The 22773-nt window shown below is 40.7% G+C and carries 25 protein-coding genes; 24 read left to right on the top strand and 1 reads right to left on the bottom strand.

The genetic code is table 11. From position 1 onward, the window contains the following. The first annotated feature begins 90 nt into the window (after nt 1–90). From AC2YHV_RS26045 to rsmI, 3 genes are read left to right on the top strand one after another with little or no spacing between them, the layout of a single operon-like run. Nucleotides 91–834: a tRNA1(Val) (adenine(37)-N6)-methyltransferase gene (locus tag AC2YHV_RS26045; RefSeq protein ID WP_034316362.1), complete on the top strand. Its 744-nt coding sequence runs from the start codon at nt 91–93 to the stop codon at nt 832–834. Next, the gene (locus tag AC2YHV_RS26040; protein WP_034316360.1) at nt 821–1081 is read left to right on the top strand and encodes a GIY-YIG nuclease family protein; all 261 of its coding nucleotides are present in this window, start codon (nt 821–823) and stop codon (nt 1079–1081) included. Before AC2YHV_RS26045 ends, AC2YHV_RS26040 begins: the two co-directional genes overlap by 14 nt. A gap of 1 nt (nt 1082) precedes the next feature. Next, the gene (gene rsmI / locus AC2YHV_RS26035; RefSeq protein WP_057276488.1) at nt 1083–1964 is read left to right on the top strand and encodes a 16S rRNA (cytidine(1402)-2'-O)-methyltransferase; all 882 of its coding nucleotides are present in this window, start codon (nt 1083–1085) and stop codon (nt 1962–1964) included. A gap of 46 nt (nt 1965–2010) precedes the next feature. Here the strand turns inward: rsmI and abrB are convergent, their stop codons facing one another. Continuing rightward, complete coding sequence (gene abrB, locus AC2YHV_RS26030; protein ID WP_034316356.1) at nt 2011–2295, bottom strand: transition state genes transcriptional regulator AbrB; 285 nt, start codon at nt 2293–2295, stop codon at nt 2011–2013. 618 nt (nt 2296–2913) lie between these two features. Between abrB and metG the strand changes: the two genes are divergently transcribed. The 21 genes from metG to fin all read left to right on the top strand — a co-directional run bounded on the left by metG (nt 2914) and on the right by fin (nt 22771). Then, entirely contained in the window at nt 2914–4875 is a 1962-nt protein-coding gene (metG, locus tag AC2YHV_RS26025; RefSeq protein ID WP_095679967.1) for a methionine--tRNA ligase, read from the top strand. Nucleotides 4876–5084: 209 nt separating this feature from the next. Then, a complete protein-coding gene (locus tag AC2YHV_RS26020; protein ID WP_057276490.1) occupies nt 5085–5852 on the top strand; it encodes a TatD family hydrolase in 768 nt (255 codons plus the stop codon). A 278-nt stretch (nt 5853–6130) separates the two neighbouring features. After that, on the top strand, nt 6131–7285 hold the full coding sequence (locus AC2YHV_RS26015) for a G5 and 3D domain-containing protein (RefSeq protein ID WP_241637883.1): 1155 nt from the start codon (nt 6131–6133) through the stop codon (nt 7283–7285). 245 nt (nt 7286–7530) lie between these two features. Continuing rightward, nucleotides 7531–8094, top strand: coding sequence for a ribonuclease M5 (gene rnmV / locus AC2YHV_RS26010; protein WP_034316348.1), 564 nt, complete (start codon nt 7531–7533; stop codon nt 8092–8094). Next, nucleotides 8087–8965 (top strand): 16S rRNA (adenine(1518)-N(6)/adenine(1519)-N(6))-dimethyltransferase RsmA, encoded by an 879-nt coding sequence (gene rsmA / locus AC2YHV_RS26005; protein ID WP_034316346.1) that lies wholly within the window; start codon nt 8087–8089, stop codon nt 8963–8965. The genes rnmV and rsmA overlap by 8 nt, the downstream gene beginning before the upstream one ends. A gap of 201 nt (nt 8966–9166) precedes the next feature. Then, nucleotides 9167–10045: a sporulation peptidase YabG gene (yabG, locus tag AC2YHV_RS26000; protein WP_239859906.1), complete on the top strand. Its 879-nt coding sequence runs from the start codon at nt 9167–9169 to the stop codon at nt 10043–10045. Between the two features lie 314 nt (nt 10046–10359). After that, nucleotides 10360–10611, top strand: coding sequence for a biofilm formation stimulator Veg (veg, locus tag AC2YHV_RS25995; protein ID WP_034316343.1), 252 nt, complete (start codon nt 10360–10362; stop codon nt 10609–10611). A 151-nt stretch (nt 10612–10762) separates the two neighbouring features. Continuing rightward, the gene (locus tag AC2YHV_RS25990; protein ID WP_034316340.1) at nt 10763–10939 is read left to right on the top strand and encodes a small, acid-soluble spore protein, alpha/beta type; all 177 of its coding nucleotides are present in this window, start codon (nt 10763–10765) and stop codon (nt 10937–10939) included. Nucleotides 10940–11262: 323 nt separating this feature from the next. Further along, nucleotides 11263–12132 (top strand): 4-(cytidine 5'-diphospho)-2-C-methyl-D-erythritol kinase, encoded by an 870-nt coding sequence (gene ispE / locus AC2YHV_RS25985; RefSeq protein WP_034316338.1) that lies wholly within the window; start codon nt 11263–11265, stop codon nt 12130–12132. A gap of 61 nt (nt 12133–12193) precedes the next feature. After that, nucleotides 12194–13018 (top strand): pur operon repressor, encoded by an 825-nt coding sequence (purR, locus tag AC2YHV_RS25980; protein WP_057276492.1) that lies wholly within the window; start codon nt 12194–12196, stop codon nt 13016–13018. 13 nt (nt 13019–13031) lie between these two features. Next, nucleotides 13032–13406 (top strand): RidA family protein, encoded by a 375-nt coding sequence (locus AC2YHV_RS25975; protein WP_034316334.1) that lies wholly within the window; start codon nt 13032–13034, stop codon nt 13404–13406. 190 nt (nt 13407–13596) lie between these two features. Continuing rightward, nucleotides 13597–13893 carry a septation regulator SpoVG gene (gene spoVG, locus AC2YHV_RS25970; RefSeq protein WP_034316332.1) on the top strand — a complete coding sequence of 99 codons (297 nt, stop codon included), beginning with the start codon at nt 13597–13599 and terminating at the stop codon, nt 13891–13893. 577 nt (nt 13894–14470) lie between these two features. Continuing rightward, nucleotides 14471–15844, top strand: coding sequence for a bifunctional UDP-N-acetylglucosamine diphosphorylase/glucosamine-1-phosphate N-acetyltransferase GlmU (gene glmU / locus AC2YHV_RS25965; RefSeq protein WP_057276494.1), 1374 nt, complete (start codon nt 14471–14473; stop codon nt 15842–15844). A 15-nt stretch (nt 15845–15859) separates the two neighbouring features. Then, on the top strand, nt 15860–16813 hold the full coding sequence (locus tag AC2YHV_RS25960; protein WP_057276495.1) for a ribose-phosphate diphosphokinase: 954 nt from the start codon (nt 15860–15862) through the stop codon (nt 16811–16813). A gap of 314 nt (nt 16814–17127) precedes the next feature. Continuing rightward, entirely contained in the window at nt 17128–18108 is a 981-nt protein-coding gene (locus AC2YHV_RS25955; RefSeq protein ID WP_487374448.1) for a sulfonate ABC transporter substrate-binding protein, read from the top strand. 12 nt (nt 18109–18120) lie between these two features. Next, nucleotides 18121–19287 (top strand): FMNH2-dependent alkanesulfonate monooxygenase, encoded by a 1167-nt coding sequence (ssuD, locus tag AC2YHV_RS25950; protein WP_063574555.1) that lies wholly within the window; start codon nt 18121–18123, stop codon nt 19285–19287. After that, nucleotides 19262–20035 (top strand): aliphatic sulfonate ABC transporter permease SsuC, encoded by a 774-nt coding sequence (gene ssuC, locus AC2YHV_RS25945; RefSeq protein WP_082854482.1) that lies wholly within the window; start codon nt 19262–19264, stop codon nt 20033–20035. Before ssuD ends, ssuC begins: the two co-directional genes overlap by 26 nt. 13 nt (nt 20036–20048) lie before the next feature. Next, a complete protein-coding gene (locus AC2YHV_RS25940) occupies nt 20049–20801 on the top strand; it encodes an ATP-binding cassette domain-containing protein (protein WP_063574554.1) in 753 nt (250 codons plus the stop codon). Between the two features lie 170 nt (nt 20802–20971). Then, entirely contained in the window at nt 20972–21610 is a 639-nt protein-coding gene (locus AC2YHV_RS25935; protein WP_057276499.1) for a 50S ribosomal protein L25/general stress protein Ctc, read from the top strand. A gap of 264 nt (nt 21611–21874) precedes the next feature. Continuing rightward, on the top strand, nt 21875–22435 hold the full coding sequence (gene pth / locus AC2YHV_RS25930; RefSeq protein ID WP_034316321.1) for an aminoacyl-tRNA hydrolase: 561 nt from the start codon (nt 21875–21877) through the stop codon (nt 22433–22435). A 105-nt stretch (nt 22436–22540) separates the two neighbouring features. Continuing rightward, on the top strand, nt 22541–22771 hold the full coding sequence (gene fin / locus AC2YHV_RS25925) for an anti-sigma-F factor Fin (RefSeq protein WP_063574553.1): 231 nt from the start codon (nt 22541–22543) through the stop codon (nt 22769–22771). Nucleotides 22772–22773 lie beyond the last annotated feature (2 nt).

Here is a 22773-nt window from a genome sequence, read left to right as displayed (position 1 = left end):
CTATGAGTCAGGCCCCTTTTTGTACGACAGTAACTTAGAAGCATGGTCCCTAAACATGCTTTTTCATACATGATTAGGAGGGTAACAGCAATGGTTGAACTTAATGGAGATGAGCGCCTGGATTATCTTTTGGCTGAGAATTTAAGGATCATCCAGAGCCCATCGGTGTTCTCTTTTTCATTAGATGCCGTTTTATTATCAAGGTTCGTGAATGTACCGATTCAAAAAGGGAAAATCGTCGATCTTTGCTCAGGCAATGGGGTCATACCTTTGCTGCTGAGTACAAGAACAAAAGGGACAATTACCGGTGTTGAAATTCAAGAGCGGTTATATGACATGGCCCAGAGGAGCATGGACTATAATGGCGTGACCTCCCAAATCGAGATGATTCATGGAGATATAAAAGAAATCCCAAAGCAGATAGGGTATAGCAAATATGATGTCGTTACTTGCAATCCACCCTATTTCCCGACGCCATCCATCGAGGAAATTAACAAAAATGAGCACTTTGCAATCGCCCGACATGAAATCATGTGTAATCTTGAGGACGTCATGCGGGTTTCAAGCCAATTGCTGCGTCAAGGTGGGAAAGCTGCATTCGTTCATAGACCGGGCCGTCTTATGGATATCCTGCATTTCATGAGGATGTACAGAATTGAACCGAAGCGACTGCAATTCGTTTATCCTAAGAGTTCAAAAGAAGCGAATACGATTCTTATTGAAGGGATAAAGGACGGCAACCCTGATTTAAAGATTCTTCCCCCGCTTGTTGTATATAATGATCAAAATGAGTATAATCCCGAAATTAGAAGGATTCTATATGGAGAGGAATAAGCATTATTTTTATGTTTTAAAGTGCAGGGACGGCAGTTATTATGCTGGGTATACCAATGATTTGCACCGCAGGATTGATGTTCATAATCAAGGCAGGGGCGCTAAGTATACACGTGGCCGGACACCGGTTGAACTGATTTATCATGAAATATTCGAAACACGGACATTGGCCATGCAGGCTGAATATAAATTTAAGCAATTAACAAGAAAACAAAAGGAAAAGTGGATGGCAAAGGAGGATACATGATATGTGGCAGCAAAAGAGTTTTGAAAAAGAAGGATTGGAGCCGGCTCTATATCTGGTTCCTACACCGATAGGAAACCTTGAGGATATGAGTTTCCGGGCTTTAAGAATCTTAAAGGAAGCGGATGTCATTGCTGCTGAGGACACGCGAAATACGAAGAAATTATGTAACTACTTTGAAATTTCGACACCTATCGTCAGCTATCATGAACATAATAAGGAATATAGCGGGAAGCAAATGCTTGAGAGGCTTCGATCTGGAGAGGTCATCGCATTAGTAAGTGATGCTGGCTTGCCGACGATATCCGACCCGGGATATGAACTGGTCAAAGATGCCATTGCCGAACAGTTTAAAGTCATTCCGTTGCCGGGGGCAAATGCTGCATTAACTGCATTGATCGCATCTGGACTGGTTCCCCAGCCTTTTTACTTCTATGGTTTTTTACAAAGGGGAGCAAAAGAAAAAAAGCAGGAACTGGAAAAGTTAAAAAAAATGGAATCAACTTGGATCGTTTATGAATCGCCACATCGATTGAAAGAAACATTGAAACATATGCATGAAATTTTAGGTGACCGTCGTATAGTATTATGCCGGGAGTTAACCAAGAAATTTGAAGAGTTCATTCGAGGGACTGTGAGTGAGGCCTTGACATGGGCGGTGGAGTCCGAAATTCGCGGTGAGTTCTGTTTAATAATTGAAGGCGGGCAATGGTCGGAGGATGAATCGGAAGAAGCTTGGTGGATGGCCCTAGATATCGTCGGTCATGTTAATCATTATATAGAAACCAAGGAGTTCACTTCAAAGGACGCAATCAAGCAGGTCGCAAAAGATCGCAATATGCAAAAACGCGATGTATATCAAGCTTTTCACATTGATATACAATAATAATAAGCATAAAAAAACTTCCGAAGAACGGAAGTTTTTTTATCATTTATTTAGAAGCAGTGAAGCTTTGTTGAATTTCTTGAATAAGTAATTCTGCACCTTCACGACTAAGAATCAATTTACCATTAGCAAGTGTAAGGTTGTTATCGGAAACTTCACCTGTAACTTGGCAAGTCATGTTTGGTTTGTATTTTTTCAAGATGATGCGCTCATCATCCACATAGATTTCAAGAGCGTCCTTCTCAGCGATACCCAATGTACGACGAAGTTCGATTGGAATAACCACCCGGCCTAACTCATCAACTTTACGAACAATACCTGTAGATTTCATTTAAAAATTTCTCCTCTCAGTTACAATCTAGTACCCTATTTCTATTTTTTTCGCCATTATTCGACAAATTTTTTTATAAATTTATAATACCAGCCATTCCCAAATTCGTCAATGATTTATTTTCATTTTTTTGTAAGAAATAGCAGGGCCCATTTCGTGTGACAAAATGGCTTTTAAAGAGAAAAAATCGGTTATGCCATTAAAAGTAAAGAAATGCAGGATACAAAGAACTGCTCCCTTCACCACATTTCGACAAAGTATGCATATGAAAACATACTTCCCTATTATATGATTAAATATATTTTAGTTTCAAAACAAAAGTTCTGAATTAAGGATAATTTTCTGAAAAAGTTTACGAATATGTGAGTTGTTGCACAAAAAAAGAAATTTAGGTATATTTTGTTGAGGTAAGAGGTAATGCTGACAGAAGGGAAGTACCCTTATTTTTAAGTTGAGTCTATTTATTATTTTTTTATTCTATTAACATGATGATTAGATTAGTGATTATTGTCGCACAGAATTGTATATAGCGTTAAAATAGAGATAATAGCTTAAATATATTCTTATGGCTTGGGCCAGTCCCATAGCCGGTTTTTCAAATGATGAGGAGGGAACGAAGTGCAAGATAAATTAAAAACATTCTATATCACGACACCCATATATTATCCGAGTGGCAATTTACATATAGGGCACGCGTATACGACAGTGGCAGGGGATGCCATGGCTCGTTATAAAAGGATGCGTGGCTTCGATGTCATGTATTTAACAGGAACTGATGAACATGGTCAAAAAATCCAGCGTAAAGCGGCTGAGGAAGGAATCACTCCACAGCAATATGTAGATAATATCGTATCAGGGATTAAAGAACTCTGGGAAAAGCTTGATATTTCATATGATGATTTCATCAGGACGACGGAAGATCGCCATAAAGAGGTCGTAGCCAAGATTTTCAAAAGGTTATTGGACCAGGGTGATATATATTTAGACCAATATGAAGGATTATATTGTACACCTTGCGAATCTTTCTTCACGGAACGTCAAGTCGAAGAGAGCAATGGAAACTGTCCTGATTGCGGTAGGCCTGTTGAAAAGGTGAAAGAGGAATCTTATTTCTTTAAGATGAGTAAATATGCGGATCGGTTACTTAAGTTTTATGAGGAAAACCCGGATTTCATTCAGCCGGAATCCCGCAAAAACGAAATGATCAATAACTTCATCAAGCCTGGATTGGAAGATCTGGCCGTTTCACGTACTACTTTCGATTGGGGCATCAAGGTGCCGGGAGATCCAAAGCATGTCATTTATGTATGGATAGATGCTTTGACCAATTATATAACGGCATTAGGGTATGGAACGGACAATGATTCTAAATACTTGAATTATTGGCCGGCAGATGTACATCTGGTCGGAAAGGAAATCGTTCGTTTCCATACAATTTATTGGCCGATCATGTTAATGGCTCTTGACGTGCCGCTTCCAAAGAAAGTCTTCGCCCACGGATGGCTTCTCATGAAAGATGGTAAAATGTCCAAATCAAAAGGAAATGTAGTGGATCCCGTTACATTGATCGATCGTTACGGTTTGGATTCTTTACGCTACTATTTATTGCGTGAAGTACCATTTGGTTCCGATGGGGTATTTACACCGGAAGGGTTTGTGGAACGGATCAATTTTGACCTGGCCAATGATTTAGGGAATTTATTAAATCGAACAGTTGCAATGGTCAATAAATATTTTGATGGTGTGATTCCAAATTACGAAGGATCCAATGGCGAATTCGAAAAAGCTTTGCTTGAAATGAACCAAGAAACGGTTGGCAAGTATGAGGAAGCAATGGAAAACATGGAATTTTCAGTTGCACTGACATCCATTTGGCAACTCGTGAGCAGAACAAATAAATTCATTGATGAGACCCAGCCATGGACTCTTGCTAAAGATGAATCAAAGAAACAAGACCTTGCCAGTGTCATGGTTCATTTGGCGGAATCATTACGCAGGACGGCAATCCTTTTGAAACCATTCTTGACGCAAACACCGGAAAAGATCTTTGCTCAGCTTAGCATCAAAGATGATGTGTTGAAATCCTGGGACAGTTTAGCGGAGTTCGGTCAAATTCCTGCTGAAACAAAAGTCTTGAAGGGAGACCCGATCTTCCCTCGTTTGGATATGGAAGAGGAAGTTTTATATATTAAAGAACAAATGCAGGGGGATGCCCCTAAGGCCGAGGAAAAAGTGGAAGAGACGATTCCCGAGGTTGATGAAATCACTATTGATGACTTTACAAAAGTGGAGCTGCGTGTTGCTGAGGTAATGGCAGTTGAGCCTGTAAAGAAGGCGGATAAGCTTCTTAAACTTCAGCTTGATTTGGGTTATGAGAAACGGCAAGTCGTATCAGGCATTGCACAGCACTATAAACCAGAAGATTTAGTAGGCAAAAAAGTGATATGTGTCACGAATTTGAAACCTGTTAAACTTCGTGGCGAGCTCTCTCAAGGAATGATTTTGGCGGGAAGCCAGGATGATGTGCTCTCAGTCGCTACAATAGATTCATCGATTCCAAATGGTTCAAAGGTGAAATAAACGGATGAAAACATAAAGGTGTTTCATATGAAACATTTTTATGTTTTTTTCTTTATGCTTTTGGAAAAAGTAACGTAATATAGGTTTAGTTTTTGGTTCTACATTTATTAATTGGGCATACTGCCTCTTTTGTAATCTGTTTGTTACCTAAATGTGAAACATAAAACTTTCATTTTTTTATAAAATAGTGCTAGAAAGGAAGAAAAATAATGTTATTTGACACACATGTACATGTTAATGCGGAACAATTCAACGAGGATCTCGAAGACGTAATAGAAAGAGCTAAGGAAGCAGGGGTCGATAATATGGTAGTCGTTGGTTTTGACCGGCCTACCATTATAAGGGCAATGGAATTAATAGAAACTTATGATTTCATGTATGCCGCAGTCGGATGGCATCCTGTGGATGCTATAGATATGACAGAAGACGACTTACAATGGATCGAGGAATTATCCAATCATCCAAAGGTTGTGGCCATTGGGGAGATGGGCCTGGATTATCATTGGGATAAATCTCCGAAAGATGTTCAAATGGAGGTGTTCAGGAAGCAGATTCGATTGGCCAAAAAGGTGGGGCTGCCCATTATCATCCATAATCGGGAAGCGACCGCGGATATCGTGAACATACTGAAGGAAGAAGAGGCATCAAGGGTTGGGGGCATCATGCATTGCTTTAGCGGAAGTGCAGAAACGGCTATGGAGTGCATCAATATGAATTTTTATATTTCATTGGGAGGCCCTGTGACCTTCAAGAATGCAAAAAAACCTAAGGAAGTGGCAGCAGCCGTACCTTTAGACCGTTTACTGATTGAGACCGATTGTCCATACTTGGCTCCACATCCATATAGAGGGAAGCGTAATGAACCTTCATATGTGAAACTTGTCGCTGAACAAATTGCAGAAATCAAACAGCTTACAATAGAGGAAGTTTCCCAGGCAACAACGGAAAATGCCAAGAAATTATTCGGCATTAACTGACATTTTTTTTTACAATATCTCCCGGGGTTTGCTAGCTAAAATCGATTTTTTTAAGGTTTCAACAAATTTCACTCCAACTATAGGCTTATTATGTCGAGAAGTCGCCCTTTCCTTTTCAATATGGAATATGCATAATAGGTAGTAATTTCCTGAATGAGAAGTGAATGGGTTGACAGCTTGATAACTAAGTCTATATAATCACCGGGAGGAAGGAGGAGTTTTTCATTCTATTAAAAACTATGAAAAACCTTATTCCCAAACCTTTTGGGAAGAAGAGAATGGCAATGGCCATTTGCAGTGCTATTCTTGTTTCTACAGCATTGGGAATACTTATATATCAAGGAACAAAGGATACAGTAACAATCATGCTAGATGGAAAAAAAGAGGTAGTGCGTACACACGCGGCTACTGTAAATGATATGTTGGAAGATTTAGAGATTAAGGTTCAAGCCGCAGATTATGTCCACCCATCAAGAGCCACAAAGGTTGATGATGATTTGGAGGTGGTTTGGAAGCCTGCACAAAAAATCGTCATGGTACAGGATGGTAAGAAGAAGGAAGTCTGGTCCACCGCAGATACGGTAGATGAACTTTTAAAAGACCAAAATCTAAGTGTGAAGGAACAGGATAAGATCACCCCTTCAAAAAGTACGAAGCTGAAAGCGAATATGGAAGTTGCCATAGACAAAGCCTTTTCACTGAAATTAGTGGTGGGTGGAGACGAAAAGCAGGTATGGTCAACTTCGACTACTGTCGCTGACTTTTTAAAGCAACAAGGAGTAAAACTCAATGATTTGGATCGAGTTGAGCCAGAATTAACCGAAAAAGTTAAAGCTGAGAATACGGTAAACGTAGTTCGAATTGAAAAAGTCACCGATGTAGTGGAAGAACCAGTTGACTTTGCTGTCATAACTAAAAAAGATGACTCTTTATCAAAAGGGAAAGAGAAAATTGTCAAAGAAGGAAAAGATGGACTCGTTTCCAAGAAATATGAAGTTGTTAAAGAAAATGGCAAAGAGGTCAAAAGAGAATTACTTTCAGAAAAAGTAGTTAATAAAAAGCAGGATAAAGTTGTAACGGTCGGAACTCGAACGACGGTTGCACAGGCATCACGGGGAGTAACTAACGTTAGTTCTTCAAGTGGAAAGGAAATATACGTATCTTCAACAGCTTATACTGCCAGTTGTAAGGGCTGTTCCGGAGTCACGTCCACAGGAGTAGATCTAAAGAGTAATCCGGGTGCGAAAATCATTGCTGTCGATCCAAGCGTAATTCCCATGGGGTCGAAAGTATATGTAGAGGGATATGGCTATGCTGTAGCAGCTGATAAAGGCGGAGCAATAAAGGGAAATAGGATTGACGTCTTCTTTTCTTCAAAAAACGATGCCTATCGCTGGGGTGTAAAGAGAGTAAAGATTCGCGTATTGGACTAATAAGGTTTCTCTCGCAGGAGATGAATTCGTCTCCTGTTTTTTGCGTTTTATTTTCCATTTGTTGAAAAACCCCATGTAAAACTGTTTTAATAAGATAGACGTCTCACCATTCCATAAGATTTCAATATATGCGTGTAAACTTTCATAAATGATCTTCTTTACCCAAAAAAGTTTTTTACGGGGGACCGGTTACGTTTATCCAAGAGCTAATCAAAGCGCTTGCGCTTTTCTGTATGGAGGAAACCATGAAAAAGATTAAAGAAATTATTATTGTAGAAGGAAAAGACGATACGGTGGCGATAAAAAGGGCTGTTAATGCTGATACAATAGAAACCAACGGATCAGCGGTGAATGAGTCCTGTATTGAACAGGTGAGGCTTGCACAAAAGACACGTGGAGCCATCATTTTCACTGACCCTGATTTTCCAGGTCAAAAAATCAGGAATATCATTTCAGAACAAGTAAAAGGGTGTAAACACGCCTTTTTAACGAAGAAGGAAGCCCTTCCTAAGTCAGGTAGAGGAATTGGTGTGGAACATGCTTCTCCTGAGGCAATTCGTAATGCTTTAAAGGATGCCCAAATAATGGATGAAGAGGCTTCAGAAGAGATTTCACAGCAGGATTTAATAGATGCAGGTTTAATCGGGGGATCCGGTGCCAAGGAACGAAGGGAAAAACTTGGATCTATATTAAAAATCGGGTTTACCAATGGTAAACAGTTATATAAGAGACTAAAAATGTTCCAAATATCAACTGAGGCTTTTGAAAAAGCGATGGTACAGATAATTCAGGAGGAAAAAAATGAATAAGGATATTGCAACCCCTGTCAGAACGAAAGAAATATTAAAGAAGTACGGATTCTCCTTTAAAAAAAGCTTAGGCCAAAACTTTTTAATCGATACGAATATCTTGAAACGTATTGTCGAACATGCCAACTTGACAGAGGAAAGTGGCGCCATCGAAATTGGGCCGGGAATCGGGGCATTGACGGAACAACTGGCGAAAAGCAGCAAAAAGGTTGCGGCCTTTGAGATTGATCAGCGTCTACTGCCCATTTTATCGGATACACTGTCTCCCTATAACAATGTAAACATCATTCACGGGGATGTTCTTAAGGCTGATGTCAAGAAGGTCATCGAGGATGAATTTGCTGGATTCTCGGACTTGATGGTTGTTGCAAACCTGCCATACTATGTCACGACACCGATCATTTTAAAGCTATTGTCCGAGGACTTGCCCATTAGAGGCATCGTGTGCATGCTGCAAAAAGAAGTGGCTGACCGAATTGCCGCAAAACCTGGGACAAAGGAATATGGTTCTTTATCCATTGCCATTCAATATTATACAGAAGCCGAAACAGTGATGATCGTACCAAAAACGGTATTCATGCCTCAGCCTAATGTTGATTCAGCTGTAATCCGCCTTACTAGGCGTGTGAAGCCAATCGTCGAGGTCCTGGATGAGGATTTCTTATTTACTGTGACCCGGGCGTGCTTTGCACAGCGTCGGAAAACGATTTTAAATAACTTGACCAGTCAGATGCCAGATGGTAAATCAAAAAAGGAACACATACTTGCCGCTCTCGAAGCCGCGGAAGTGGATCCTTCCAGACGGGGCGAAACATTGAGCATCAAAGAATTTGGCCGCTTAAGTGATGCGTTATTGCCGAACTTCAAATAAAGAAAATGTGAAAGATTCAAGTCGGAATGGGGTCACTCCCAGCTTCCGGCTTTTTTTGTTTTGAAATTGCTCCATCATGATGGAACATACCCGAAAATGTAACCAATCTCCACCTTTCACCATTCAAGATTGATTCGCATAACTTAAGAATGAAAATAAACTAGGGCGGGCTGAAAATAAGTCTTCTCATGGGGTGGGGCCATGAATATTCAAATAAACGATATTGTTGGTCGGGTTTCTTATAAATGCGACGTGTTGTTCCGGGTAATTGATATCCGCGATATTGACGGAAGGCGTGAAGCTATTCTTTATGGGGAAGATATCCGACTGATTGCAGATGCACCTTTTCAAGATTTAATGATTATTAATGATAATGAAAGAAATGATCGACAAAGGTCGAATGAGGTACTACAAGAACAATCTGACCGCTTATTAACGCAAGATCTAGAGCTGCAACAACAAAAAAACGGCTATCAATCCAGTAATGGCTATCGGTATAGCGGTGAATATTTCCAAATACCAGGGAGGGTGCTCCATGTTGATGGGGATGCATCTTACTTAAGGAAATGCATGGATCTATATCAGAAATTCGGTATTCCGGTCAATGGCATCTATTGCAATGAAAAGGAAATGCCCCAAAGGATCGGGGGGTTGCTGGATCATTATCGGCCAGACATTCTTGTTGTCACCGGTCATGATGCCTATTCAAAATCAAAAGGACCGATGTCCGATATTAATGCCTACCGTCACTCAAAGGATTTTGTACAGACAGTTAGAGAAGCGAGAAGGAGGGTTTCTCATTTAGACCAACTGATTATATTTGCCGGGGCATGTCAGTCGCATTTTGAATCGCTGATCCAAGCGGGTGCAAATTTCGCAAGTTCTCCTTCCCGTGTTAATATACATGCTCTTGATCCGGTATATATCGTCGGAAAGATAAGCTTTACGTCTTTTTCCGATCATATTCATGTATGGGATGTCCTTCGGAATACATTAACGGGAGAGAAGGGGCTGGGGGGAATTGAGACAAAAGGGGTGTTACGGACCGGGTTGCCTTTCAAGCCATTTCAGGAAGAATGAATGAGCTGCATTTTGAAAGAATGCAGCTTGCTTTTGGCAGGGGGAGAATTCGGGTATCCTCACAAAAAAATGGGTTATTTGTGGAGCGATGTTCGTAGGCAATGATTTAATTACGAAAATTCGGCTTAATAAATAATGGAATAGTTCGTTTACATAATTTTTCATTTCCCAGGATATAATAAAATTGTTCGCGATTTTGCCGAATTTCAGATAAAAATATATTGACTACATTTTTAAGTGCTGATATAATTTATTATTTTGTTTGCGTATATTTCTAAATTGTGATATACTTAACTTAGTGAGGTGGACCGAAAATGCCAAAAACTCTAGCTGATATTAAAACTGCACTTGATTCAAACCTGGGTAAAAGATTGCTCTTAAAAGCAAACGGTGGAAGAAGAAAGACTGTAGAACGATTTGGAACTTTGGCGGAAACTTATCCGGCTGTTTTTGTAATTGAGCTCGACCAAGATGAAAATGCGTTTGAAAGAGTATCTTACAGCTATGCGGATGTTTTAACGGAAACCGTAGAACTAACATTTTTAAACAAACAACAAGAGATGTAACTTAGACGAAGCAGCTAACAATTTTGTTTGCTGCTTTTTGTTTTGTATAAAATATCCTGTGAGTCCCAATAAAGGCTTAAAAAGGATGTAATGAAATAGAGTATGTTGCAAACACTAGGCATGTGACGGCATGTGAAAGGGGTTGCTTCGCTTGAGCAGGAAAAAAGGGATTATGTCAAATGATCTTAAAGAGGAATTGGCTAAGGAACTTGGATTTTACGATGTTGTCCAGAAAGAAGGCTGGGGAGGAATCCGGGCCAGGGATGCAGGAAACATGGTAAAACTTGCGATCGAAAAAGCACAACGTCAATTGGTGAACAAAGAGTAATATAAAACACTTAATTGTATCATGCCGTCATGTTGATGGAGGCCGGACTCTTTATACAATGTATAGCTCTATTCATTTTTGCTTACATTGTAGTTAAGGAGTCTGGTTTTTTTATGTATCGGTGAATGCCATATGGATATGTAGCAAGTCTTTTGGGATGCAGGAAGTGGCTGCTCCCCAATGTGCCTACATGTGTCTATTCTCCTCTAAGGGCCAATCTTGGTTTCATTACATTGAAATTACGATGAAAAAACCTTTAGAATATAAACAAATATGATAGAATAGGACAAGAACTTTTAAGAACGTTAAAGTAGGTGGACATATTGAAGCTTATGGAAAAAGCCCCGGCTAAAATTAATTTGGCTTTGGATGTGCTTTTCAAACGGCCTGATGGGTATCATGAGGTGGAAATGATCATGACGACAGTCGACCTTGCCGATAGAATTGAACTAAAAGAAATAACGGGAAATCATATTCAAATTCTATCCCATAATCGATTTGTTCCGGATGATCATCGGAATTTGGCTTATCAAGCTGCATTTATTCTAAAGGAACGTTTTGGGATCAATAAAGGTGTTTCCATAACTATAGAGAAAAATATACCTGTAGCCGCAGGACTTGCTGGTGGCAGCAGTGATGCCGCAGCAACCTTAAGAGGCTTAAATAGACTGTGGAAGCTTGGTCTTTCCATGGATGAACTTGCGGAAATCGGAGCTGAAATTGGCTCGGATGTTTCATTTTGTGTATATGGAGGTACGGCATTGGCCAGAGGGCGCGGGGAAAAAATCACGCATCTTCCTGCACCGCCAAAGTGCTGGGTCATCTTGGCAAAACCGACGATCGGCGTTTCGACTGCCGATATATACAAAAGGCTCCAAACTTCAAAAATGGAGCATCCGGATGTACCTGGAATGATTTCGGCTATTATGGAAAACAATTATCACGATGTATGTGAAGGGTTGGGGAATGTTCTTGAACAAGTGACATTGCAGTTATACCCGGAGGTTGCGAACATTAAAGATCAAATGAAGACATTTGGAGCAGATTCGGTCTTGATGAGCGGAAGCGGTCCGACCGTTTTTGGTTTGGTGGAACATGATTCGCGAATGCAGAGGATTTACAATGGTCTTCGCGGATTTTGTGATCAAGTCTATGCGGTCCGTTTGTTAGGTGATCGAAACAATCTTGAATAGAAACGTACATTAATGGTATAGTTGCTATATAATATTCGGAATTCACAAAGGGGGTGTCTCAATGAAATTTCGTCGCAGCGAGAGGCTAGTCGATATGACCAATTATTTATTAGAACATCCAGGGGAACTTGTTTCGCTGACTTATTTTGCGGAAAGATATAGTTCGGCAAAGTCCTCGATCAGTGAAGATTTGACAATCATCAAAGATACCTTTGAACAACGCGGGATAGGTTCTTTGACAACCGTTCCAGGTGCGGCCGGTGGAGTGAAATATATTGTCTCCATCAAGGAAGAAGAAGTCAATGCCTTCATTGACGGATTATGCGATACGATCGCTAGTCCCGAAAGGCTACTTCCTGGCGGTTATCTATATATGACAGACATCTTAGGACATCCGCAAACCGTGAATAAGGTTGGAAGGATAATCGCCTCAATGTATGCCAAGAAAAATGTCTCAGTCATCATGACAATGGCAACCAAAGGGATATCATTGGCATACGCCGTGGCAAATTATTTGAATGTTCCAGTTGTCATTGTAAGCAGGAATAATAAAGTAACGGAAGGTTCTACAGTGAGCATCAATTATGTTTCAGGCTCTTCAAAGAGGATCCAGACTATGGTACTCTCTAAGAGAAGCTTGGTTGAAGGTTCGAATGTATTGATTGTAGACGATTTCATGAAGGCTGGGGGTACCATTAACGGTATGGTCAGTCTATTGGATGAATTCAAGGCAACAGTTGCCGGAATTGCGGTGCTGGTCGAATCAGAACATACGGAGGAGTGCCTTGTCGAGGACTATGTTTCTTTAATCAAGTTGACACAGGTGGTCGAAAGAGACAAGGAAATCAAGGTCAGCCGTGGGAATTATTTTACGAAAAAGGAATAGGGGGAATCATTTCATGAAAACGATACATACGGATGAAGCACCGGCAGCGATCGGACCATATTCACAAGGCGTGATCGTGGATACGTTATTTTTCAGTTCGGGACAGATCCCGCTTACTGCTTCTGGTGAGATGGTGACAGGGGATGTCAAGGAACAAACACACCAGGTCTTTAAGAATCTCCAAGCTGTATTGAAAGAAGCCGGGGCTTCATTGGAAACTGTCATTAAGGCTACAGTATTCATTAAAAGTATGGACGATTTCGGTTCGATTAATGAAATATACGGAGAATACTTTTCTGCTCACAAACCTGCCCGCTCTTGTGTCGAGGTTGCTCGCCTTCCTAAAGATGCACTAGTGGAAATAGAAGTGGTAGCGCTCGTTAAATAAACGGGCGTTTTTTTATTTTTCAGGGCATTCGTAATGGGTAATTATCCTGCAATATATGGGTGATTTTTAATATTTTTAAAAACTAGGCTGAATTTTCTAAAAAAATTACAGATAATAGAAGGAGTTCACGTTTTTTTGTTGAATATGTACTTTAAGTTTTAACAACAACAAAAAGGGATGGTGAGCTTAAATGGAAGTAACTGACGTAAGATTACGCCGTGTGAATACGGATGGTCGTATGAGAGCTATCGCATCAATTACACTGGATAATGAATTTGTGGTTCATGATATTCGTGTGATCGACGGAAACAATGGTTTATTTGTAGCAATGCCAAGTAAACGAACTCCAGATGGAGAATTCCGGGATATCGCTCATCCAATCAATTCCTCGACACGCGGGAAAATTCAAGAAGCTGTCTTGACAGAATATCATCGATTGGGAGAACTTGAAACTGAATTAGAGGAAGCTGGAGCAGGTGCTTCTTAAAATAACCTTACTTTTAAACTTTAAATTTATAAGTCGTGCATCTAGAGCCTACTTCATAAGTAGTGCTCTTTTTTATTTATTCAAAAACAGATAAGTTTAGAACTTATCCGCTCATCATACAGACATTTGCTTAAATGAATTGTAACACTTACGTGTTATCTAAAGTTTAAGTACCCATCCTTTTTATTTTTAAAACCTTTTTGCTCAACGGAAATTGAAATTTCTGTAAGGGGATCTCTCTAATGACCTGAATCGGTAACCTGATCTCGGAATGGGAGTAAACAACGGGTGCAGTGCTGCCAAATGGCTTGTACATAGGGCATGGCGCGGTCGTGGCGGTGTTTTGGGATAAAGGGGAGGAAACATGTTTCTGTACATTGACCGGGCATATATCATTCATTTCATGATGCCAAATAATGCTCCAAGGTCCAATGCTGGCATTTGTAAGCTGTCGGATAACGGAAATTTTTCACCCGATTGGTTGACAATTATATGTACTTTTAATTGTTACCTTGAAAAGAATCACTATTTGAGATAATATTTTTAGTGGATAAAAAGGTGAAAATGGAGGCCTGTTATGAGTAATCGCTATGCAATAATATTGGCCGCTGGGCAAGGTACTAGGATGAAATCTAAGCTTTATAAGGTTTTGCACCCTGTTTGCGGGAAACCAATGGTACAACATGTTATCGATCAAGTCAATCAACTTCAAATAGAAGATATTGTAACAGTCATCGGCCATGGTGCTGAAAAGGTTCAAGATCAACTTGGTGATTCATGCAAGTATGCCTTACAAGAACAGCAATTAGGTACGGCACATGCTGTAATGCAAGCGGAAAGCGTTTTATCCGCAAAAAGTGGCACGACCCTTGTTATTTGCGGTGATACGCCTCTGATTAAAGCGGAAACAATGAAAGAGCTTATAGCCTTGCATGAGCAAAGTCAGGCTAAAGCAACAATCTTAACAGCATATGCAGATAATCCTGCTGGCTATGGAAGGGTCCTTCGCGGTGAAGGCGGACTTGTAGAAAAAATCGTCGAGCATAAGGATGCTTCGGAAGAAGAAAGATATGTTAAGGAAATAAATACCGGTACATATTGCTTCGACAACCAAGCATTATTCAGCGCGCTGAAAAAGGTTTCGAATGAAAATGTCCAGGGAGAATATTACTTACCGGATGTTATTGAAATCTTAAAAGAAGAAGGCGAAGTGGTGACGGCTTTCCAATCCAGTGAATTCGAGGAGACATTGGGTGTGAATGACCGTGTGGCTTTATCGCAGGCTGAGCAAATTTTACGGAAACGCATCAATGAAAAGCATATGAGGAACGGTGTAACGATCATCGACCCGCTTACAACTTTCATTGAAGCGGATGTGCAAATCGGACAGGATACAGTCATTAACCCTGGGTCATTCATTAAAGGAAAAAGTATTATCGGGCAGGACTGCTTGATTGGCCCGAATACGGAAATCAGTAATTGTGAAATTGGTGATGGAACGGAAGTCCTCCAATCGGTTGTGCACGAAAGCAGTATTGGAAGTTTTGTTAAAATCGGTCCATTCGCACATGTTAGACCTCAATCAGATATTAAGGATTCCGTTAAGATCGGTAATTTTGTCGAAATCAAAAAAACCGTTTTTGGCAAAGGAAGCAAGGCCTCACATTTGAGTTATATTGGTGATGCAGAGGTTGGGGAGAATGTTAATATAGGCTGTGGATCTATTACCGTGAATTACGACGGGAAAAATAAATATTTGACGAAGATTGAAGACAATGTCTTCATAGGCTGCAATTCTAATCTGGTTGCACCTGTGACAGTAGGAGAAGGGGCATATGTAGCTGCTGGTTCAACCATCACGGAAGATGTACCGCAGCAAGCCCTATCCGTTGCCCGGGCTCGTCAAGTTAACAAAGAAGATTATGTCAAGAATTTGAAATTTAATAAATAACCGACGGAGGTCATCATGTCAAATCAGTATTTAGATCCTAATTTAAAAGTATTCTCTTTAAATTCAAACTTCGATTTAGCTCAGGAAATTGCTGCAGCAATCGGTGTTGAACTTGGAAAATGTAGCGTAACAAGTTTCAGTGACGGTGAAGTTCAAATTAATATTGAAGAAAGTATTCGTGGCTGTGACGTATACGTAATCCAATCAACAAGCCAACCAGTCAATGAAAATTTAATGGAACTTTTAATTATGATCGATGCTCTTAAACGTGCTTCAGCTAAAACGATCAATATTGTAATGCCATATTACGGTTATGCCCGCCAAGATCGTAAAGCGCGTGCGCGTGAACCAATTACAGCTAAACTTGTCGCAAATCTTTTAGAAACGGCTGGTGCCCACCGTGTCATCACATTGGATCTTCACGCACCTCAAATTCAAGGTTTCTTCGATATTCTGATCGATCACCTTGTTGCTGTTCCGATTTTAGCTGATTTCTTCAAGGAAAAAGATTTAAGTGATATCGTCATCGTTTCCCCAGATCATGGCGGTGTAACACGTGCCCGTAAAATGGCCGATCGCCTAAAAGCGCCGATCGCCATTATCGATAAGCGCCGTCCAAGACCGAACGTGGCTGAAGTCATGAACATCATTGGTAATATTGAAGGGAAGACAGCAATACTGATTGATGACATCATCGATACTGCAGGAACTATTACACTAGCTGCCAATGCCCTTGTGGAGAATGGTGCTAAAGCAGTGTACGCTTGTTGTACACACCCAGTCCTTTCAGGTCCTGCCATCGAAAGGATTCAAAATTCAACGATCAAGGAATTGGTCGTGACTAACTCGATTGCCCTATCTGAAGATAAGAAAATCGATAAAATCACTGGACTTTCTGTAGCACCTTTGATTGCAGAGGCAATCATTCGCGTGCATGAGGAACAATCAGTCAGTACATTATTCGATTGATAACAAAATAAAAAGAAACACGGCGGGCCTTTCGGGCTCGCCGTGTTTTCGTTTAAAAGTTTCAGAAAATATTTAATTCTTAGTTGACAGATGAGAATAGTAATAATAAAATAACGATACAAAATACAATTTATCTTCATGGAATGAAAACCTGTACGAATGTAATTGCATAATGGTTAACGCCGATCGGACTACCGAAGGCTCCTTTTCATTTACCATTAGAACATTAGGCATCTTTTTGCCCTATTGTCCTATTGGTGAAGGAAAGGAGCCTTTTATTTTTATATAAATAGTTTAAGAAGGGTGTGCAGAATATGAAGAAAAAAAGAAAGATATGGCTCCTGTCCATCTTCAGCATCTTCATGCTGATAGTAAGTGCATGTGGGCAGGAAAAGAACAATTCCACAAGTGCTGACGCAAAAGAATCAGATAAAACCATCCAAATCGGTTATCAAAAATTCGGGACATTAAATATTTTAAAATCAAAAGGCAATCTGGAAACACGTTTAAAAGAAGTGGGGTATACGGTCGATTGGACTGAATTCCCAGCAGGACCTCAGCTGCTTGAAGCCTTGAATGTCGGCAGCATTGATTTTGGGCACACAGGGGAGGCGCCGCCGATATTTGCACAAGCAGCCAATGCACCACTTGTCTACATTGCTAATCAGCCGGCAAACCCATCAGGGGAGGCTATAGTCGTGCAAAAGGATTCACCCATTAAAAATGTGAAAGATTTAAAAGGTAAGAAGGTTGGCTTGAATAAAGGTTCAAATGTTCATTATCTATTGGTCAAAGCGTTAGAAGAAGCAGGTCTTACTCTTGATGACATTCAGCCTGTCTACTTGCCGCCGGCTGATGCGCGAGCGGCTTTTGAAGGAAACCAAATCGACGCCTGGGTAATATGGGATCCATTTTTATCAGCGGCGGAATTGGAGCTTGAAACGAAAACGATCCGGGATGGAGAAGGACTGGTGGCGAATCGTGAATTCTTCTTGGCAACTGATTCATTTGCCGGGAACGAAGAGGCTTTGAAGATCATCAAAGAAGAACTGATAAAAGTTGATAAATGGATTGAAGAAAACCCAAGCGATGTCGCTGAGTTTTTATCTCCGGAAATTGGAATGAGTGTGGAGGCATTGGAAAAAACATTAAATAGAAAAGAATACGGACTTGAGGAGATTTCCAGTACGGTTTTGGATGATCAACAAAATATTGCCGATACATTTTACAATCTTAAATTAATTCCAAGCAAAATTAATGTTCTAGATGCATCTGCAGATGTTAATAAAAATTAAGGGGGAAATAAAATGAAAGTATTTTGGTTTTTGCCATCACATGGGGAAAGTCGCTATTTAGGATCGACAAAGGGAGGGAGAGCGATTACACTTCCTTATTTAAAACAAATTGCACAGGCGGTTGATCATTTGGGATTTGAAGGGGCTTTGCTTCCAACGGGACGATCCTGTGAGGATGCTTGGGTAGTTGGTTCTTCATTGATTTCTGCAACGGAAAGAATGAAATTTTTAGTTGCTATCCGTCCAGGCTTAATGTCGCCAACCTTGGCTGCGCGGATGGCTTCAAGCTTCGACAGGTTGTCGAATGGCCGTCTTTTGATCAATGTTGTAACTGGGGGGGACCCAGTCGAATTGGCAGGTGATGGCGTATTTCTGAATCATAAGGAACGGTATGGGCAAACAGATGAATTCCTTGATATCTGGAGAAAGGAAATGTCCGGGGATAAAGTGGACTTTGAAGGGAAGCACCTAAAGGTTGAGGGCGGGAATATCCTGTTGCCGCCTGTACAAAAACCGTATCCACCACTCTATTTCGGAGGTTCTTCCGACCCGGCCATCGATATATCAGGAAAGCATATAGATGTGTACTTGACTTGGGGTGAGCCCGTGGTGCAAGTGGCTGAGAAAATTGAAAAGGTGCGTAAAAAGGCAGCAGAATATGGACGTGAGGTCAGATTTGGCATACGAATGCATGTCATTGTAAGAGAAACGGAAGAAGAAGCTTGGCAGGCAGCGGACGAACTCATTAAATATGTGGATGATGAAATGATTGAAAATTCACAAAAGATTTTTGAACGATTTGATTCAGTGGGTCAGAAGAGGATGTCGCAACTTCATAAAGGAAGCAGGGATTCACTCGAAATCAGTCCAAACTTATGGGCGGGTGTTGGTCTAGTGCGCGGGGGCGCCGGTACGGCACTAGTAGGGAGTGCAGAAAATGTTGCTGCCAGAATGAAGGAATATGAAGAAATCGGAATAGAATCCTTTGTTTTATCTGGATATCCTCATCTTGAAGAAGCGTATAGAGTTGCGGAATTATTATTCCCCTTACTCCCTGTTGAAAGGCTGCAAGGACCCGTTTCAAAAGCTACGAGCCCATTCGGGGAAATATTGGCTAATGACCACTACCCTACAAAAGGAAGTGAAATTGAAGATGAAGTTAAACAAAAAGTTCAATAGTTTGTACCTCATATCATGGATTGTGCCCATTCTCCTTTTGGTAACTTGGCAGCTGCTGTCCTTGTGGGGAATTTTATCGGATCGGATATTGCCTGCCCCGACTGAAGTGTTTCAAGCAGGTGTCGCTTTATTGGGGACGGGTGAACTTATTGATTATATCGGTATCAGTGCTCAGCGAGCCTTCATCGGCTTTTTAATAGGCGGAATCATTGGTTTTGTACTAGGTTTATTAAATGGATTATCATCCATTGCTGAAACCTTATTCGATACCTCGCTTCAGATGTTGCGTAATATTCCGCATTTAGCTTTAATACCGCTTGTGATTCTATGGTTTGGTATAGAAGAAGAAGCGAAAATCTTCCTTGTCGCTTTAGGGGTTCTATTTCCTATCTATTTAAATACATTTCATGGTGTGAAATCGGTGGATAAGGGATTAATCGAAGCGGCGAGGGTTTATGGGTTAAGTGGTTTTTCTTTATTCTGGAATGTGATTCTCCCTGCGGCCTTTCCATCCATTTTGGTGGGTATCCGCTTCTCCCTTGGAATCATGTGGGTCACTTTAATCGTCGCAGAAACAATATCCGCTAATTCCGGAATTGGTTATATGGCTATGAATGCCCGTGAATTCATGAGGATGGATATTGTTGTTCTTAGTATTCTCTTATATGCCTTATTAGGCAAAATATCGGACGTTGCGGCCAAATTAATTGAAAAAAGATGCTTAAAATGGCATCCGTCATACCAATGAGGAGGTCATTAACATGAAAAATGGAAATTCGTTGGAGTTGCAGGGTGTAAGAAAGGATTTTGGGGAGTTTGAAGTATTAAAGGGGCTGGACCTGACATTTAAAAAGGGAGAATTCATAGCCATTGTCGGTAAGAGTGGATGTGGAAAGAGCACCTTGCTTCGTCTTGTGGCAGGACTGGAAAGGCCGACGGGCGGGCAGATACTGGTGAATGGAAAACCATTGAATGGGCTAAATAAATCATCACGTACGATGTTTCAGGATGGCAGGCTTTTTCCTTGGAAAAAAATCCTTCAAAATATTGGCGTAGGCTTGAAAGGGGATTGGAAATCAAACGCTATGGAATTACTCGAGCAAGTGGGCCTTGCAGATCGAGCAAATGATTGGCCGTCCGTTTTATCTGGGGGGCAAAAACAAAGGGTTGCATTAGCGAGGGCATTGGTGAACCAACCTGACATTCTCCTCTTGGATGAGCCGCTAGGGGCATTGGATGCTTTAACGAGGATTGGCATGCAAAGGCTGATTGAAGAACTATGGAGAAAAAGGGACTTTACTGCCTTACTCGTTACACATGATGTTGAAGAAGCTGTAATGCTTGCCGACCGTGTCATATTAATCGAAGAAGGCAAAGTCGTCATGAATAAGGAAATCAATCTGCCGAGACCGCGGAAAAAGGATAGTATTCAATACTCATCACTAGCAGCCCAAATCCTTGACCGAGTGATGCAAGTTGAGGGGGAAATGGAAAAAAAAGCGATTCACGCTTGAATTAGAGAAAAAGAATGAAAAAAGATTTTGCAGGGAATTCCTAAGTTTACCATATGTTTATCGCCTTCTTGCTCCCGTCGGATTTTACCTTTCATGTTTAATGATTCACCATTTAGGGAAATGTTAAATATAGAGAAACTTGTAATTCATATTAGGAAGGCGGAGGATGTATGAGTAATATATTAGCTGCAAAAGAACGTACGGATTCAAAACACTCTAATTTAAGGAATTTGAGGGAAAGCGGCGAAATCCCAGCGATAGTATATGGCAATAAAAATGACAGTACGGCCATTTCCGTCAATAATATCGAGCTTCAAAAGACAATCAAGGAAATAGGCCGTAATGGGATCATTTCTCTGGACTTGGAAGGTAAGAGTTATGAAGTCATGCTCTCCGATTATCAAAAGGATCCACTAAAAAACTCCATTTATCATGCAGACTTTTTAATTGTGGATATGTCCGCTCAATTACAGGCACAAGTTCGCATCAATCTTGTCGGTGTGTGTAAAGGCGTGAAAGACGGTGGGGTCCTCCAGCAGTCTCTTCATGAAGTGACGGTCACGGCTAAACCTAATGACATTCCTGACTCCATCGATGTTGACGTTACCGAACTTCAGGTAGGGGATACAATCTACATATCGGATATCCAAACGAATAAGCAAGTTACAATCGGCCACGATGGTGAAGAAGTTGTTGCATCTGTTTTGGCTCCTCGCCAGGAAGAGGAAATAAGTACAGGTGAACAGCAGGATGGCGGTATCCCTGAAAATGAAGAAGGCAGGGAAACCAAGGCATCACCAGAGTCATGATGCCGGGATTAAACAAGTGAATCGTGTTATAATAGGCGTAGCTCTTAACGAGTTACGTCTTTTCAATCTCTGGATGCATCCATTTAAATCGGACAGATTTTTTTTCGTAATGGAATCCTTTAATTTGGATTTTACCTAATTAGTTCTCCGGTCGCTTGCAGTCCAGCTTGAAATTAGGGTACTATTTTTCTAAGGTCGATGGATCTTGGAAAAACTTCGTCCCAGTGTAACTCCCTAAATAACCGTAATGACGGAGTGTGAATCATGAAAATTATTGTAGGGTTAGGGAACCCCGGTAAACAATATGAAAAAACCCGGCATAACGTCGGTTTTGAAGTAATAGATGAGTTATCCAGGAGATGGTCGATCCCTCTTGATCAAGCAAAACATAAGGGGATATATGGTTCAGGAATGGTAAAGGGAGAAAAAGTTTTATTGCTTAAACCTTTAACCTATATGAATTTGTCAGGAGAATCCATTTCGGCTGTCATGCATTTCTTTAAGGTGGATATCGCGGATGTGGTCATAATATATGATGACCTTGATTTGCCTCCAGGAAAGCTTCGCCTTCGTCAAAAAGGAAGTGCAGGCGGTCATAATGGGATAAAATCTTCAATTGCCCATTTGGGTACACAGGAATTCAATCGAATCAGAATAGGCATTGGCCGCCCGATTGGCCGCATTCCGGTATCTGACTATGTATTAGGGCGTTTTTCGCCTGAAGAATGGGATCATGTCGGAGCAACGATCGAAAAAAGCGCAGCATCATGTGAAGCCTGGTTGGAAAAACCATTTATACAGGTCATGAACGAATATAACCAATAAGCAGAGAGTAGATATAAGTAAAGAATAATATCTTCCTGTTTCGCTGAATAAAAACCCTCTACTTTTGTACATACTAACACTATTACAAAAATAGGGGGTTACCAAATGGCTCTCCATTATCGATGCCGACATTGCGGAACTAAGCTGGGCTCAATCGAGGCACACTCACTGAGTACGGAGCAGTTAGGTTTTAATCAACTTACCGATGAAGAGCGACAAGAGATGATCGTTTATGATTCTGAAGGGGATATGCATGTAAGGGCGATATGTGAAGATTGCCATGAAACGCTGCAAAGAAACCCTGATTTATATGAAAACGATTATATTATTCATTAGCG

The sequence above is a fragment of the Peribacillus sp. SRI_006 genome (assembly GCF_057586375.1).
Note: the sequence above shows the minus strand (reverse complement) of the source record. Positions and strands in the feature narration are given on the sequence as shown.